At 71.7% G+C, this 14,339-nt stretch carries 16 protein-coding genes; 5 read left to right on the top strand and 11 right to left on the bottom strand.

The window, feature by feature from the left end; genetic code table 11:
* Nucleotides 1–89 precede the first annotated feature (89 nt).
* A complete protein-coding gene (locus RY076_RS13540; RefSeq protein WP_323098758.1) occupies nucleotides 90–1,550 on the bottom strand; it encodes an MFS transporter in 1,461 nt (486 codons plus the stop codon).
* Nucleotides 1,551–1,746: 196 nt separating this feature from the next.
* Between RY076_RS13540 and RY076_RS13535 the strand changes: the two genes are divergently transcribed.
* A complete protein-coding gene (locus RY076_RS13535; protein ID WP_323098756.1) occupies nucleotides 1,747–2,151 on the top strand; it encodes a response regulator transcription factor in 405 nt (134 codons plus the stop codon).
* Between the two features lie 87 nt (nucleotides 2,152–2,238).
* On the opposite strand, the gene RY076_RS13530 is transcribed toward RY076_RS13535, so the two are convergent.
* The 3 genes from RY076_RS13530 to RY076_RS13520 all read right to left on the bottom strand — a co-directional run bounded on the left by RY076_RS13530 (nucleotide 2,239) and on the right by RY076_RS13520 (nucleotide 4,311).
* Nucleotides 2,239–2,616 carry a DUF202 domain-containing protein gene (locus tag RY076_RS13530; protein WP_323098755.1) on the bottom strand — a complete coding sequence of 126 codons (378 nt, stop codon included), beginning with the start codon at nucleotides 2,614–2,616 and terminating at the stop codon, nucleotides 2,239–2,241.
* Nucleotides 2,613–2,987 carry a YidH family protein gene (locus RY076_RS13525; protein ID WP_323098754.1) on the bottom strand — a complete coding sequence of 125 codons (375 nt, stop codon included), beginning with the start codon at nucleotides 2,985–2,987 and terminating at the stop codon, nucleotides 2,613–2,615. Before RY076_RS13525 ends, RY076_RS13530 begins: the two co-directional genes overlap by 4 nt.
* A gap of 85 nt (nucleotides 2,988–3,072) precedes the next feature.
* A complete protein-coding gene (locus tag RY076_RS13520) occupies nucleotides 3,073–4,311 on the bottom strand; it encodes an FUSC family protein (protein ID WP_323098753.1) in 1,239 nt (412 codons plus the stop codon).
* 266 nt (nucleotides 4,312–4,577) lie between these two features.
* Here RY076_RS13520 and RY076_RS13515 point away from each other — a divergent pair, with 266 nt between their 5' ends.
* Nucleotides 4,578–4,706 carry a hypothetical protein gene (locus RY076_RS13515; protein ID WP_323098752.1) on the top strand — a complete coding sequence of 43 codons (129 nt, stop codon included), beginning with the start codon at nucleotides 4,578–4,580 and terminating at the stop codon, nucleotides 4,704–4,706.
* 106 nt (nucleotides 4,707–4,812) lie between these two features.
* Nucleotides 4,813–5,364: an excalibur calcium-binding domain-containing protein gene (locus RY076_RS23665; RefSeq protein WP_413785776.1), complete on the top strand. Its 552-nt coding sequence runs from the start codon at nucleotides 4,813–4,815 to the stop codon at nucleotides 5,362–5,364.
* A 360-nt stretch (nucleotides 5,365–5,724) separates the two neighbouring features.
* Here the strand turns inward: RY076_RS23665 and RY076_RS13510 are convergent, their stop codons facing one another.
* Both RY076_RS13510 and glnA read right to left on the bottom strand, forming a co-directional pair.
* Nucleotides 5,725–6,027: a hypothetical protein gene (locus RY076_RS13510; protein WP_323098751.1), complete on the bottom strand. Its 303-nt coding sequence runs from the start codon at nucleotides 6,025–6,027 to the stop codon at nucleotides 5,725–5,727.
* A 238-nt stretch (nucleotides 6,028–6,265) separates the two neighbouring features.
* The gene (gene glnA / locus RY076_RS13505) at nucleotides 6,266–7,690 is read right to left on the bottom strand and encodes a type I glutamate--ammonia ligase (RefSeq protein WP_323098749.1); all 1,425 of its coding nucleotides are present in this window, start codon (nucleotides 7,688–7,690) and stop codon (nucleotides 6,266–6,268) included.
* 177 nt (nucleotides 7,691–7,867) lie between these two features.
* Between glnA and RY076_RS13500 the strand changes: the two genes are divergently transcribed.
* Entirely contained in the window at nucleotides 7,868–8,350 is a 483-nt protein-coding gene (locus RY076_RS13500; protein WP_323098747.1) for an RDD family protein, read from the top strand.
* A 127-nt stretch (nucleotides 8,351–8,477) separates the two neighbouring features.
* Here RY076_RS13500 and RY076_RS13495 read toward each other — a convergent pair whose 3' ends face one another.
* The 5 genes from RY076_RS13495 to lipB all read right to left on the bottom strand — a co-directional run bounded on the left by RY076_RS13495 (nucleotide 8,478) and on the right by lipB (nucleotide 13,197).
* Nucleotides 8,478–9,209 (bottom strand): DUF4191 domain-containing protein, encoded by a 732-nt coding sequence (locus tag RY076_RS13495; RefSeq protein WP_323098746.1) that lies wholly within the window; start codon nucleotides 9,207–9,209, stop codon nucleotides 8,478–8,480.
* Between the two features lie 5 nt (nucleotides 9,210–9,214).
* On the bottom strand, nucleotides 9,215–10,240 hold the full coding sequence (gene lipA / locus RY076_RS13490; protein ID WP_323098745.1) for a lipoyl synthase: 1,026 nt from the start codon (nucleotides 10,238–10,240) through the stop codon (nucleotides 9,215–9,217).
* 115 nt (nucleotides 10,241–10,355) lie between these two features.
* On the bottom strand, nucleotides 10,356–11,444 hold the full coding sequence (locus RY076_RS13485; protein WP_323098744.1) for an ABC transporter permease subunit: 1,089 nt from the start codon (nucleotides 11,442–11,444) through the stop codon (nucleotides 10,356–10,358).
* Nucleotides 11,441–12,403 carry an ABC transporter ATP-binding protein gene (locus RY076_RS13480; protein WP_323098742.1) on the bottom strand — a complete coding sequence of 321 codons (963 nt, stop codon included), beginning with the start codon at nucleotides 12,401–12,403 and terminating at the stop codon, nucleotides 11,441–11,443. The genes RY076_RS13485 and RY076_RS13480 overlap by 4 nt, the downstream gene beginning before the upstream one ends.
* Before the next feature lie 116 nt (nucleotides 12,404–12,519).
* A complete protein-coding gene (gene lipB / locus RY076_RS13475; RefSeq protein ID WP_323098741.1) occupies nucleotides 12,520–13,197 on the bottom strand; it encodes a lipoyl(octanoyl) transferase LipB in 678 nt (225 codons plus the stop codon).
* A 57-nt stretch (nucleotides 13,198–13,254) separates the two neighbouring features.
* On the opposite strand from lipB, the gene RY076_RS13470 reads away from it, so the two are divergent.
* Nucleotides 13,255–14,328, top strand: coding sequence for a Gfo/Idh/MocA family oxidoreductase (locus RY076_RS13470; protein ID WP_323098740.1), 1,074 nt, complete (start codon nucleotides 13,255–13,257; stop codon nucleotides 14,326–14,328).
* Nucleotides 14,329–14,339: the final 11 nt, after the last annotated feature.

The following is a 14,339-nucleotide window of genomic DNA, read 5'->3' as shown; positions in this document are numbered from 1 at the left end:
CAGGCCGCCATGTGGTCGCCTGTTGCGGCGACGGAGGCCGCGGGGCCGCGACAGGGCGCCACGTGGCCGGTTGACGCGTCGCCGTGGCGTCAGCGCGTCGGCGGCCCGGTGGCGCGACGCCGGGCCGCGACGTCGACGGAGCTCGTGACCAGCGCCACCGCGACGAGGCCCGCGGCCACCCGCAGGGCCACACCGGCGTCCGGCGGCGTCGAGGCGAAGAACACCGAGCCGACGAGGGCGATGCCGGCCGCGGTGCCGATCCGCTGCCCGGTCTGCAGCAGGCCACCGGCGGTGCCTGCCCGCGCGACGGGGACGTCGGCGACGGTGAGTGTGACGTTCGGGGAGATGACGAAGCCGCTGCCGATGCCGGCGACGAGCAGCGGACCGGCCAGCGCCCACCCGGACGCCGCGCCGCTGACCGCGCCGAGGACGACGTCGGTCGCGACGAGCCCCACGAGCACGACGGCGAGCCCGGCCGTGACGAGCGAGCGACCCCACCGCGAGACGAGCCGCCCGCCGAGCGCCGAGGCCACCGCCGACCCCGCCGCGAACGGCGTGACGGCGAGCCCCGCAAGCAGCGGTGAGTAGCCGAGCGCCTGCTGGAAGTGGATCGTCAGGACGAAGAAGATGCCGGTGAAGCCGGCGAAGTAGATGGTGCCGACCGTCGCACCCGCGGCGTAGCCGGGCACGCCGAAGAGGTGCAGGTCGACGACCGGCTCGCGACCGTGCCGCGCCTCGCGACGTTCCCAGAGGAGGAAGGCGCCGAGCAGCGCCAGGCCCGCGGCCGCCACCCACCAGGAGACCGACCGTGCCCCGTGACCGGTCTCGACGACCGGCAGCAGGAGAGCGAGCACGGCCGCCCCGAGCAGGACGACCCCGACCGGGTCCAGCTCGAGGCGGCGGGTGCGGTCGCGCGCCGGGGGATCGGGCAGCCATCGCCGCGCGAGCACGACGGCGGCGAGGGCCACGGGGAGGTTGACGAAGAAGATCCAGCGCCAGCCGTGCTCCGCGCCGAGCCGGTCGAGGATGAGCCCACCGGTGACCGGGCCCACCGCCGTCGAGATGCCGATGGTCGCGCCGAGGAGGCCGAACGCCCTGCCGCGCTCGGCGCCGCGGAACAGCTGCTGGATCAGGCCCGAGACCTGCGGGTTGAGGATGCCGCCGGCGGCGCCCTGGACGAGCCGGGCGGCCACGAGGAGAGCGCTCGTCGGGGCGAGGCCGCAGGCGAGGCTGGCCAGGCCGAAGAGGACGACGCCCACGACGAAGACGCTCCGCCGCCCGAGGGCGTCGCCGAGGCGGCCGGAGGGGACGAGCGTCAGGCCGAAGGTGAGGGCATAGCCCGACACGACCCACTGCAGCTCGCTGGGCGAGGCGTCCAGGCCGGTGTGGATCGAGGGAAGGGCGACGTTGACGATGCTGACGTCGAGCAGCGTCATGAACCCCGCTACGAGGCAGACCCACAGCGCCTTCCAGCGGCGCGGGTCCGGGAGGCCGGCGTGCTCCACCACGGACGGCGGGGCGCCGGGTGGGTCGACGACGGGTTCGTTCACGGCAGGAGACGTACCCGCGGCGGCGACGGCCCGACCCTGCGTCCACGAGCCGGACGCACGTCGGGTCAGGTCTGGGGTGTTTGCTGGCCGACTGACCGTTTTGTGCCTATAAAGGACCTGGCGGCGGGGCCGACGACCCGCGCCGTGCCGGTGGTGCTTGCCGCCGCGCCCGCCCCCACGACGGAGGAACACTGCAGTGAGCGACCCGAACCCGCCGGCCGACCCGGGTCGCCGCACCCGCATCCTCGTCGCCGACGACGACGCCGACATCCTCGACATCGTGGGGCTCAAGCTGTCCGAGTCGGGCTACGAGGTGGAGCAGGTGCCGGACGGGATCACCGCCTGGGAGGCCTTCTCGGCCGACCCGCACGACATGGTCGTCCTCGACGTCATGATGCCGGGCCTGTCGGGCATCGACGTGCTGCGGATGATCCGGGGGAGCGAGCGACCGACGACCCCGGTGCTCATGCTCACGGCCAAGGCGCGCGACCACGACGTCGACACCGCCTTCGCCATCGGGGCGGACGACTACGTCGTCAAGCCGTTCAGCCCGCGCGAGCTGCTGCACCGGGTCAACGGACTGGTCGCCGGCCGCCGCTGACGCGTCGGGCCCCGAGGCGCGGTCCCGACGTGTACCGTCCGGCCGACGCGCGTCGGATCGGCGACACCGCCACGCGAGTGCTGGGCGTCAGCTCGTGGCGATGAGGACGACGCACACGAGCGCGAGGGCGGCGACCAGCGCCGTGGCGGCCGTGGTGCGTGCGACGTCCGCGCCAGCCGGCGGCACGGGCGGCATCGAGGCGTCCGTGTCGGTGCGGGGCGACTCGGACGCCCGCACCGTGGCGTCGGCCCGGTGGTAGCGCCGCACCGACGTCAGGGACAGGTCGATGCTCCAGACGAGGCCGAGGGCGCACGCGACGTAGCCGAGGACGCCCAGGTGCGGAGGCAGGACACGCAGCCCGACGAGCGAGCCCACCGCCACGGACAGCGCCGTGCGCCGCCAGGCCAGCGATGTCCGCTCGGGCTGCAGACCGCGGTCACCGGGAACGGCGGGCGGTGCGGTCACAGCAGCACGCCGACCAGGACCCCGAGGGCGACGAGGCCGAGCATCAGCACGATCGGCAGCTTCAGGCCCGATGACGGCAGTGGCGTCCGGCGTCGCATGGCGCGCTCGGTACGGGTCCACGCGAGCCAGGCCTGAGCCGTGGCGGCGAGCCCGGCGAGCACGAGGACCACGGCGATGACCGCGCGCAGCCATTGCGTGATGGGCACCTGCAGCGCCTCGATGGCGAGCCCGGCGGCGATGAAGGCGAGGGCCGTGCGGATCCAGGCGAGGAACGTCCGCTCGTTGGCGAGACTGAACCTCGGGTCGGGCTCCTCGCCGTCGGCGTACACCGAGCGGGGGAATCGCTCGCGCGGGTCGCGGTCCTGCGTCACCGGGCCTCCTCCTGGTCGTCCATCGGCACCGCCCCTGGTCGCGGCGTGCACCCGAGGCCGAGCCGGCCCGGGCATCCTCCCAGGATCATCCCGTGCCGTCCCCGGGCCCGCGTGGCGGAGCCGCCTCGTCGGCGCGCCGTCGGGGCACCAGACCGAACAGGGCGCCCCGCTGCACCGGCCGTGGCACGGGGCCGGGCATCGGCACCGCTGCGCGCCCGCGCGCGTCCTCGAGCTCCTGGAGGGCCCGCAGCGCGTCACTGATGAGCGAGCCGTACACCGGCCACTGGTCGGGATCGTCGAGCGGTGTCTCGCGCACCTCGTCGCGCAGCTCGACGAGGACGGCACGTGCCTGCTCCACGGCCGCGTCGAAACCGTCGCCGTCGTCGCTCCGCCCCAGTCGGCTCACCGCGCGACCGGTGGCGCGCAGGGCATCGGCGTACCGGCCGAGGAAGGTGGGGGAGGGCACCGGCTGGGCGCGGTCGGGGTCCGCGGTGTCGACGAGGGTGCGCGCGACCCCGGTCACGTGCCAGAGGCAGCGACGCAGCGCGGCCACGGTGTGCGCGTAGCCCTCCCAGTCCGGCATCGCCGGGCGCAGGTTCGCCCGCGGGTTGAACCGGGTGCTCTCACGGCCGGTCTCGATGTCGTCGATGACGAGCGGCGCCTTGTCGGTGATCTCGTTGCCACGCTGGTACCAGCGGCGCGCGGAGTCGGCGTCCCACTCGCCGTCGAGCCCGGTGGCGATGTCGCCGAGCAGCTCGCGCACCTGTCGTGCGAGCGCGGCGACCCGCTGACGAGGCTTCGTCAGGTGCAGCGGGGTGAGCACGACGGCGTTGGTCGCGACGCCGATGATGCCTCCGGCGATGGTCTCGACGATCGTCAGGTAGGTGAACTGCTCGTCGGTCCCGCCGGCGGTGATCAGTGACAGGAGGACCATCGAGGGGACCTGCGAGCCGTGCGTGCCCAGCCGCGACCAGCGGCTGATGACGAGGGCCACGAGCGTCACCCCGAACACCGTGAACCACGTCGCGCCGAAACACGTCGCCGCCAGCCACGCGACCCCGAGCCCGAGCACCACCGCAGCGACACGCTGCGCGCTGCCCGCGATCGAGCGCACCATCGTGCGGTCGACGACGAGCAGGGCCGCCATCGGGGCGTAGAAGGGGATCGGGCTGTCCAGCACGTGCAGGGCGAACTGCCATGCCAGCACCGCCGCAAGGGCGGCCTTGAGCAGCAGGAGCAGGGCATCGCGCTCCGGCCCGGCCCGGTGCAGGGCCGTGCCGAACGCGCGGACGCGGACTCGTGCGTCGGCGCGCCAGTCACTCATGGGCGCACCCGGGCGCACCGACACGAAGGGAGGGGAGGGTGAGGGGACATCAGGCATCCTCGTGAGGGTGCGGCCCCGTCCGCACGTGGTTGCTGGCGACCGCGACCATACCCACCAGGCCGGCTCGGTCGGCGGTGGTTGCCTAGGGCCGTCCCGGTGGTTGCCCAGCCCGGTCACCGGGTACGCCGTGGGGGACGACGTCTCCTCGGGTGGGGACGACCAACCAGTCGCACCGACGTCCGCAACCGTCCACACGAGGAACCCTCATGAGCCTACTGCTGCTCACCACTCCACTGCTCTTCGGCGGGCTCCTGCTCGCCCTCCAGGTCGTCGAGTCGCGGACGTTCAGTCCGGGCACCACCACGCGCGTCGAGCCTGCCGACCTCGAGCCCTGACGCCCCCGGCAGGCGCCGCGGCCAGCGCCGCGTCGTGGAACGCGTCGATCGAGGCCCGGTCGCGTGCGCTCAACGCGATGTGCGAGGCCGACGGAAAGGGCACCCGATGCTGCCAGGTGCCAGCAGGCACGAGGCAGGTCGGACGCCCTTCGCGGATGTCGCTGTGGACCAGCGGCGCTCGGCTCAGATGTCGCTGAACCTTGTTCGACGTCTGACCCCGGCACCTGAACATGCAGAAGGGCGCCTCGAACGCCGCTCGTGGCTCCCGCCCGAACAAGAGCTTCCGCTGCACCCACGTGGCCCGGCAGATCGCGATCAAGGCCAAGTACCACCTGTGGGTCAACGCTCCCGAGCGCGACGCCATCGCCCGCATCCTGTCCACCTGCCCTTGCCAGCAGCTCCCCACCGACGCGCAGGCATCTACCGCCACGACCGCACCCACGGTCGGCTCGACCGTTCCGAGGTCGGCCGCGAGCCCCCCACCCGGCGTGACCCCGAAGCCTGCCGCCAGTACCACGCCAGCCCCTGCAGCCACGGGGCACGTCTACTGCCCGAACTGCACGGCTGCCCGCGCTGCCGGCGCCGCCTCGATCCACGCGGGGAGCCAGGGTACTCCCGCAAGCTCGACCGTGAGGGTGACGGTATCGCCTGCGAGTAGCCGCACTCGCTGGCCCACGCCCGGTCAACGCCCCAGCCGGGCACGACCAACGACCACCGTGCACACAGAACCCATGCGAGGTCGCCCGCTGGCGAGGAGACTCAGAAGGTGGGATTCAGGAACTTCCTGCCGGGTCATGGGGCACATGTTCCGCACCAAGCCCGGCGACAAGGACATGCTGGTCTGCCAGCGCTGCGGGCTCAGGAGCTGCGGTGGACCAAGCAGATGCGCGACAAGGCCGACAACCCCTGGTCGTATCCGCGCCATGAACCATCACTTGAAGATCCGTTACCGATAGGACCCCGAACGCCGGTGAAGGCGCGGCCGGGTGAACCGGAGTAGAACATGACCGCTGCAGGCTCACGATCGCGCAAGCCCTTGCTCTGTCGCCTCAATCTCCATCACAAATGGCGGACCGAGCACGCTCCTACCGGTGGGCAGTTCCGCCGCTGCACCCGATGCGGCAAGGACGATCCGGGCGGCTTCACGGAAGGGACGCCGAACATCATCGTCGGCGGGCACTTCTGACCGGCGATCACGCTCGAGCTCTTCGCTCGGGCTGATGCCCACCTGGCGCGCGTCACGGTCGCTGCCGCAGCTGCGCCATCCTCGCCTCGAACCGGCGAAGGGAGAGTCGGGCGAGGCATCGGGTTCTTCCGGCACCGAGTGACCCTCGGTGGCGCGCTGACCAGGCCGTCCAGCGCCGCCTGCGGCACGCGAGCGCCATGATGACGTTGAACACCTACGGCCACATGTGGCCGGACGCAGACGAGTCCGCCCGCGCTGCCGTTGCGGGGGTGCTGGCAGCACGAGCGGACTCGCGAACTCTGCATCTTGCGGAGCGGGCGCGGACTAGAACGCCACCCTCGCGGCGTTTCTGCAGGTCAGATTCCTACGTGGCTCAGATGTCGAAGTACATCTCGAACTCGTGCGGGTGCGGGCGGAAGCGGATCGGGTCGACCTCGTTCTTGCGCTTGTACTCGATCCAGGCGGCGATGAGGTCCTCGGTGAAGACGTCGCCCTGGAGCAGGTACTCGTGGTCGGCCTCGAGCGCGTCGAGCACGGCCGGCAGCGAGCCGGGCACCTGCTGGATGGCGGCGTGCTCCTCGGGCGGCAGCTCGTAGAGGTCCTTGTCCACCGGCTCCGGCGGCTCGATGCGGTTCTTGATGCCGTCGAGGCCGGCCATGAGCTGCGCCGCGAAGCACAGGTACGGGTTGGCCGACGGGTCGGGCACGCGGAACTCGATGCGCTTGGCCTTCGGCGAGGTGCCCGTGATCGGGATGCGCACGCAGGCCGAGCGGTTGCGGGCCGAGTACACGAGGTTGACCGGTGCCTCGTAGCCCGGGACCAGGCGGTGGTAGGAGTTCACCGTCGGGTTCGTGAACGCGAGCAGCGACGGCGCGTGCTTGAGCAGGCCACCGATGTACCAGCGGGCGAGGTCGGACAGGCCGCCGTAGCCGCGCTCGTCGTAGAAGAGGGGCTCGCCGTCCTTCCAGAGCGACTGGTGCGTGTGCATGCCCGAGCCGTTGTCACCGAAGAGCGGCTTCGGCATGAACGTCGCCGTGTGGCCCTGCTTCCACGCCGAGTTCTTGACGACGTACTTGAACTTCATGAGGTCGTCGCCGGAGTGCAGCAGCGTGTTGAAGCGGTAGTTGATCTCCATCTGGCCCGCGGTGCCGACCTCGTGGTGGCTGCGCTCGACGTTGAGACCGACCTCCTTGAGCTCGAGGCAGATCTTGTCGCGGAAGTCGGCGAAGTGGTCGACGGGGGAGACGGGGAAGTAGCCGCCCTTGTAGCGGGTCTTGTAGCCCTTGTTGCCGCCCTCCTCCTCGCGACCGGTGTTCCACGCGGCCTCGACGGAGTCGATGAAGTAGTAGCCGGCGTTCTGCTTCGTCTCGAAGCGCACGTCGTCGAAGACGTAGAACTCGGCCTCGGCGCCGAAGTAGGCGGTGTCGGCGATGCCGGTCGACTTGAGGTACTCCTCGGCCTTGCTCGCGATGTTGCGCGGGTCGCGGCTGTAGCGCTCGTCCGTGAACGGGTCGAGGATCGAGAAGTTCATGACCAGCGTCTTCTCGACGCGGTAGGGGTCGATGAACGCCGTGGCGGGGTCGGGCACGAGCTTCATGTCGGACTCGTGGATCGCCTGGAAGCCGCGGATCGAGGACCCGTCGAACATCTGGCCCACGGTGAAGAAGTCCTCGTCGACCGACTCAGCCGGCACGTTGAAGTGCTGCATGACGCCGGGCAGGTCGCAGAACCGAATGTCGACGAACTTGACGTCCTCGTCCTTGATGAACGCAAGGACCTCGTCAGCTGAGCTGAACATCCAACCTCCTGATGTGGGGCGAGGTCGTCGCCGGGCAAGGCAGGGCGACGGCCTCGTGCTGTCGGGAACGACCCTAGCGAGTCGCAGTTTCCCTGCCATGACCCGAATGTTTCGCCGGTGTTACGGATGGACAGGCCCGGGCAAAGGCCGTGGCCCGTGTCTCGTTACGCTGTTGCCGTGGTGGACCGCAAGGATTTCGGCTCGTGGCTGCAGGGCCCGCGAGAGCGCACGCAGCAGCCCGACGACTGGCGCGGACGGGCGCTCGGCCTGCCGCCGAGCGGCGTCGGGTCGGTGGCCGGCTTCGGCATCCGGCTCGTCGGCGTCCTCGTCGACTGGGCCCTCGCGACGCTCATCGCGCGCGGGCTGTTCGGGGTGCCGTTGCCCTTCTCCGTCCCGCCGGCGACGGGGAGCCAGAACTTCGTGGTGCTCGGGATCTTCGCCGTCATGAACCTGCTGCTCGTCGGCACGCTCGGCACGACGATCGGGCACCGGGTCGCCGGGCTCCAGGTCCGCTCGCTGTCCGGAGACCGCGTCCACCCGGTGCAGGCGTTGGTCCGCACCGTCCTGCTGTGCCTCTTCATCCCGGCGATCGTCTGGGACCGCGACGGGCGGGGCCTGCACGACAAGGTCCCCAACACCGTCATCGTCCGAACCCGCTGACCACCGGGGGAGCAGCGAAGGGCAGCTCGTCCCCCGACATCGCAAAGAGCAGCTCGTCCGCAGGGGACGAGCTGCTCTTTTGCCTCAGTGGGTCACGTGCTGGACACGAGCCAGGTCACGTGCCGCGTCACTTGCCGCGGAGCGCCTTTCGGTCCATGCGGGCGCGGGCCGGGTCGACGCCCGGGGGCAGCGGGGCGCGCAGGCCGCCGATGGCCTTGAGGCGCTTGTTGACCATCGCCATCTCGTCCTTGGTGATCTGCGGCTTGAGGCGCTGGACCTTGCTCGCGAGCTTGGGCAGCGGGACCTCGCCCTCGCCGGTGCCGACGCGGATCGTCGTGACCGGGACGCCGGGGGCGACACGCTCGACGCGCTTCTTCTCGGCCACGAGCAGCTTCTGGACGCGTCCGGTCGGGCCCTCGCCGACGAGCACGACACCCGGTCGGCCGAGGGCGCGGTAGACCATGGCGGCGGAGCTGATGTCACCGGCTCGCGCGACGTCGGCGGCCACCGGCTCGCGGTCGGTGTACCAGCCGCGTCGGATGGAGGTGAGGGCCGCGCCGGCGGCGCCGGCCTGGCCCTCGATCTGGGAGTAGGCGGCCTTCTCGGCACGCCGGCTCAGGACGATGGTCGCGGCGAGGATGCCGAACAGCACACCGAAGATCGTGAAGATGATCGTCATGTGCAGGAGCAGGCCCGCCACGAGCAGGACGCCGAGGACGACGAGGAACGACAGGAGCATCCACCAGCCGATGGTGGGGTCCGTCGCGTGCGCCGCGCGGTAGACGTCGCGGATCTGGGACAGCCGTCCCGGCTTCTTGTCCGTGGGCGCGCTCGAGGCGCCGTCCTTGTTGCGTGCCATGGTGCTCAGGATACGGCGCTCTGGGCGCGGGCCACCAACGACGCCGCCTCTTGGCGGGCGGGGGACTCCGCGGCCTCGGCGAGGTGCGACAGGTGCGCGGGGATCTCGCGTCCCCACTTGCGCATCGCGGTGGCCCAGAGTCGCCCGGCGCGGTACGAGGAGCGCACCAGCGGGCCGGCCATGACGCCCTTGAAGCCCATCTGCTCGGCGACCTCGGACCAGTGCACGAACTCCTCGGGCTTGACCCAGCGGTCGATCGGGTGGTGCAGCTTGGACGGGCGCAGGTACTGGGTGATCGTCAGGATGTCGCAGCCGGCGTCGTGCAGGTCGCGGATGGCCTCCTCGATCTCGGCGTCGGTCTCGCCCATGCCGAGGATGAGGTTGGACTTGGTGACCAGCTGCGCCTCACGGGCCATCGAGAGGACCTTGAGCGACTTCTCGTAGGTGAACGCCGGGCGGATGCGGCGGAAGATGCGCGGCACCGTCTCGAGATTGTGCGCGAAGACCTCCGGGCGCGCGTCGAACACCTGGCCGACGAGCTCGGGCTTGGCGCCGAAGTCGGGCGGGAGGATCTCGACGCCCGTGTTCGGGTTGAGCAGGTGGATCTGGCGGATCGTCTCGGCGTAGAGGCCGGCGGCGCCGTCGGGCTGGTCGTCACGGGCGACGCCGGTGACGGTCGAGTAGCGCAGGCCCATCTGGCGCACCGACTCGGCGACGCGTCGGGGCTCGTCGAGGTCGAGCGAGGTGGGCCGGCCGGTGGCGATGTCGCAGAAGTCGCAGCGCCGGGTGCAGACGTCGCCACCGATGAGGAAGGTGGCCTCCTTGTCCTCCCAGCACTCGAAGATGTTGGGGCAAGCGGCCTCCTGGCACACCGTGTGCAGTCCTTCGGACTTCACCATCGAGTGCAGGGCCGTGTACTCCGGGCCCATCTTGGCGGTCGTGCGGATCCAGGAGGGCTTGCGCTCGATGGGGGTCTCGGCGTTGCGCGCCTCGACGCGCAGCAGACGACGGCCGTCGGGAACGACAGACACACGGGCTCCTTGGTCGGGACTTCCTGCTGCGGACAGGTTACGCCTCCCGAACGACGCTCCCGACCACGCCCGTGCCCTGTGGGCGGCCCCGACGCCTCGGCATCGGTGGCGGAGGTCAGCTCACGTCGCGACGCCGGAAGGTGAGCACGGCCGCACCGACGACGGCGGCGGCCACCACGAGCAGGTAGACCCAGCCGTGCGTGTAGCCGACCCTCTGCTCGGCGTACGTGCACCGATCGGCGGTGCACGTCTGTGCCATGTACGCGTAGCCCTTCTGCAGGAACGCGAAGGCGTTCGGCACCACGGCGAACGGGGTGAGGCGTCCCTGGAGCAGCGCGTGCACGGCGAAGCCCTCGACGAGCACGACGTAGCCGAGCAGGACGCCGACGACCGCGGCCGTGTGCCGGATGAGCAGGCCCAGGGCCGCGCCGAGAACGCCGGCGACGAGCACGAGGGCGACGGCGCGCAGCACGAGCTGCCCGAGCGACTCGTCGAGCGGGGGCGGGTCGGGCAGCTGGAGGTCCGAGCCAGGCCGGTTGACGGTGGCGACCATCCGCGCCCCGAGGGCCAGCAGCGCCACCGAGAGCCCGGCGAGCGCCGTGGCGCCGATGGCGGCGGCCACGAGCTTGCTGGCCGCGACCTGCACCCGGCGCGGCTTGAAGGTGAGCCAGCTGGCCATCGACCCGGTCGTGAACTCCGCCGCCACGAAGCTGCCCATGAGGATGAGCACGAGGAATCCGAGCACGGAGACGAGCGGCTCCATCGCGGCCTCGGTGATCGAGTCGGCGAGGGGCACGACGATGCCCATCTCCTCGAGGGTCGGGCCCTGGATCGTGCCGATGGTGGAGCAGCCGAGGTCGAGGGTGGGGTCGTTGCTGGCCTGGCGCTCCTGCGTCTGCTGGGCCTCGCAGTCCTGGATCATCTGCGGCAGCTGGTCCTTCATCTCCGCCTGCTGCCGCTTGTTGTCCTCGAGCATGATCCTGTACTGGTCGAGCTGCTGCGCGAGCCGTTCCGGCGTCGAGGAGTTGTAAGCGTTGTAGACCATTGCGAGGACGAAGAGCACGACGCCGGCGAGCACGGCCTTGGTGAGGCGACGCCACCAGAGACGGCGCAGCTCGACGCCGACCAGCCCGGCGAACGACGTGCCCGTGGGGCGCACGTCCGAGCGCGGGCGTGCGTCGGGGGACAGGAGCGTCTCGCTCATGCCGTGGCTCCCTTCGTGTCGCCGCCGGCTTCCCGGTCGGCCTCGCTCCCGAGGCCCTCGTCGGCGGTGAGGGCGAGGAACGCCGACTCGAGGTCGGGCCGGACCGGCACGAGCTCGCTGACGTACAGGCCGTGCCCGGCGAGCGCCCGGGTGACCGAGGAGGGGTCCTCGGCGCCGACCAGGAGGTGTTCGCCGTCACGGGTCGCGGTGAACCCCGCCTCGCGCAGCACCTGCTCGGCCCGCTCCGGCGACGCGACCCCGACGCGCACCTGGGAGGTGCCGGCCCCGCCGAGGATCTCGCTGACCGGGCCCTCCGCGAGCAGACGGCCGTGGCCGATGATCGAGACGGTGTCGGCGACCTGCTCGACCTCCGCGAGGATGTGCGAGCTCACGAGGACCGTCTTGCCCTGTGCGCCAAGGGATCTCATCGTGTCGCGCACCTCGCGGATGCCGGCCGGGTCGAGGCCGTTGGTCGGCTCGTCGAAGATGAGCAGGTCGGGGTCCTTCAGGAGGGTCGCTGCGATGGCGAGGCGCTGCTTCATGCCGAGCGAGAACCCGGCGTAGCGGTCGCGTCCCCGGTCGCCGAGGTGGGTGGCCTCGAGGACCTCCTGGACGCGGTGGCGCGGCGCCCCGATGCCCCCGGCGAGCAGCTCGAGGTTGCGTCGGGCCGTGAAGGCGGGGAAGAACTTCGGCGACTCGACGATGGCGCCGACCCGGTCGATGACGTGCGGCAGCCGGCGGGGCACCGGCTCGCCGAACACCTCCGCTGTGCCCGAGTCGGCCCGGGCGAGACCGAGGACCATGCGGATCGTCGTCGTCTTGCCCGAGCCGTTGGGCCCGAGGAACCCGTGCACCCCGCCGAGCGGCACGGCCATCGACAGGCCCTGGACGGCCACGCGTCGCGCGCCTCGGCTCAGGTAGGTCTTGCGCAAGCTGACGGTGCGGACGGCGACGTCCATCGAACCCCCTGGGTGGACCGGCTGGTGCAGCACACCCTAGGGGGCCGGACGCGTCCGGCGGGCGAGGTCAGGCGCCGCGCGTCCGGCGTCGGTCAGACGGGGGTCGGACGCGTCGGTCAGGCGCCCTCGGTCGCGCCGGCGAGGGCGCGTCGGTTCGGCCGCAGCGTCGGCAGGATGTCGGCGAGGTGCTTCTCGACGTGGGGGAGCACCTCCGTGACGGGGACGCGCCGTCCCAGCTCGGCCGACAGCGACGTGACGCCGGCGTCGGGGATGCCGCACGGGACGATGACCTCGCCCCACGACAGGTCGGGGTCGCAGTTGAAGGCGAACCCGTGCATCGCCACCTGCCGGCTGACACGGATGCCGATGGCGCCGATCTTGCGACGCGGGCCGCGGTCGTCGGCGGCGATCCACGTGCCGCTCTCGCCCTCGGAGCGGCCGGCCTCGACGCCGAAGTCGGCGCAGACGCGGATCATCATCTCCTCGAGGGCGCGGACGTAGCCGACGACGTCGATGGGGGCAGGGAGCCGCACGATCGGGTAGCCGGTGATCTGGCCGGGGCCGTGCCAGGTGATCTTGCCGCCGCGGTCGACGTCGACGACTGGCGTGCCGTCCTTGGGTCGCTCGTGCGGCTCGGTGCGCTTGCCCGCCGTGTAGACCGCGCGGTGCTCGAGCAGGTAGACGGTGTCGGGCTCCTCGCCGGCGACGACCTTGGCGTGGGTGTCGCGCTGCACCTGCCAGGCCTGCTCGTAGTCGACGAAGTCGGGGTCGAGGCCCAGGTGCACGAAACGCATGGCGTCAGCGTACGCCGCACGGCGAGGGCGTCCGCGCCGGTGTGGTTGGGTGGTCGCATGCCCGACAGCGACCCCGCCGCCCGCCCCCACCGCTCTCTCCGGGTCGGACTCGTCGGGTACGGATCGGCCGGGCGCGGCATCCACGCGCCGCTGCTGACGCGGGCCGGTCTGACGCTCGCAGCCGTGTCGACGTCGAGCGCGGAACGGGCCGAGCAGGTGCGGGCCGACCACCCGGAGGCCGACGTCGTTCCCGACCTCGAGGCTCTCCTCGGCGTCGACCTCGACCTCGTCGTGCTCGCCTCGCCGAGCGGGGTGCACGGCGAGCAGGCCGAGGCCGTCATCGAGGCCGGGCTGCCACTGGTCGTCGACAAGCCCCTGGCGGTCGACGCGAGCAGCGCCCTGCGCGTCGTCGACCTCGCCGCCCACCACGGCGTGCCTCTCACCGTCTTCAACAACCGACGCTTCGACCCCGAGCTGGCGGCACTGCGCATCGTGCGTGACGACAGCCTCGTGGGTGACATCTGGCGCGCCGAATACCGTTGGGACCGTTGGCGGCCCGTGCCCAAGCAGCGTTGGCGCGAGCAGGTGGGCGCGGACGAGGGCGGCGGGCTGCTGCTCGACCTGCACAGCCACCTCGTCGACCAGGCGGTGCTGCTGCACGGGGAGGTGGAGTCGGTGTACGCCGAGCTCGATGCCCGCACGACCGTCGGCGAGGACGACACCTTCCTCGCGTGCCGCCACACCTCGGGTGTCGTGAGCCACGTCATCTCGAGCTCGGTCAACGGGGCGCCCGGGCCGCGTGCGCGGGTCAACGGGTCGGCCGGCGCGTACGTCATCGGCAAGCAGTTCGACGACGTCAGCTCCTTCACCGAGTTCTTCAACGAGGGCGACGCCGTCGGCTGGGTCGTGCGCGGCGACGAGCGCGAGCCGGGCCCGGTGGTCACCGACGCCGACCAGGCCGACTTCTACCGGGCCGTGGTGGGCGCCCTCGCGACCTCCGACCCGCAGGCGACGATGCCCGTCGACCCGCGCGACGCCGTGCACGTGCTGGCCGTCATCGACGCCGCCCGCGTGAGCGCCCGCGACCGACGCGTCGTCGACGTGGTGACCCCGGGCCAGAGCCCCGACTGAGGGCCGACCAA

Source organism: Intrasporangium zincisolvens, from assembly GCF_034724055.1.
GTDB classification, from domain to species: Bacteria; Actinomycetota; Actinomycetes; order Actinomycetales; family Dermatophilaceae; genus Monashia; species Monashia zincisolvens.
This window is presented reverse-complemented; position numbering and strand designations above follow the sequence as displayed.

What these genes read in the sequence shown, in the direction of transcription:
- RY076_RS13485 (WP_323098744.1), bottom strand. Translation starts at nt 11,444, where the DNA reads ATGAGCGAGACGCTCCTGTCCCCCGACGCACGCCCGCGCTCGGACGTG.
- glnA (WP_323098749.1), bottom strand. Translation starts at nt 7,690, where the DNA reads ATGTTCAGCTCAGCTGACGAGGTCCTTGCGTTCATCAAGGACGAGGAC.
- RY076_RS13470 (WP_323098740.1), top strand. Translation starts at nt 13,255, where the DNA reads ATGCCCGACAGCGACCCCGCCGCCCGCCCCCACCGCTCTCTCCGGGTC.
- lipB (WP_323098741.1), bottom strand. Translation starts at nt 13,197, where the DNA reads ATGCGTTTCGTGCACCTGGGCCTCGACCCCGACTTCGTCGACTACGAG.
- RY076_RS23665 (WP_413785776.1), top strand. Translation starts at nt 4,813, where the DNA reads ATGCTGCCAGGTGCCAGCAGGCACGAGGCAGGTCGGACGCCCTTCGCG.
- RY076_RS13515 (WP_323098752.1), top strand. Translation starts at nt 4,578, where the DNA reads ATGAGCCTACTGCTGCTCACCACTCCACTGCTCTTCGGCGGGCTCCTG.
- RY076_RS13480 (WP_323098742.1), bottom strand. Translation starts at nt 12,403, where the DNA reads ATGGACGTCGCCGTCCGCACCGTCAGCTTGCGCAAGACCTACCTGAGC.
- RY076_RS13495 (WP_323098746.1), bottom strand. Translation starts at nt 9,209, where the DNA reads ATGGCACGCAACAAGGACGGCGCCTCGAGCGCGCCCACGGACAAGAAG.
- RY076_RS13520 (WP_323098753.1), bottom strand. Translation starts at nt 4,311, where the DNA reads ATGAGTGACTGGCGCGCCGACGCACGAGTCCGCGTCCGCGCGTTCGGC.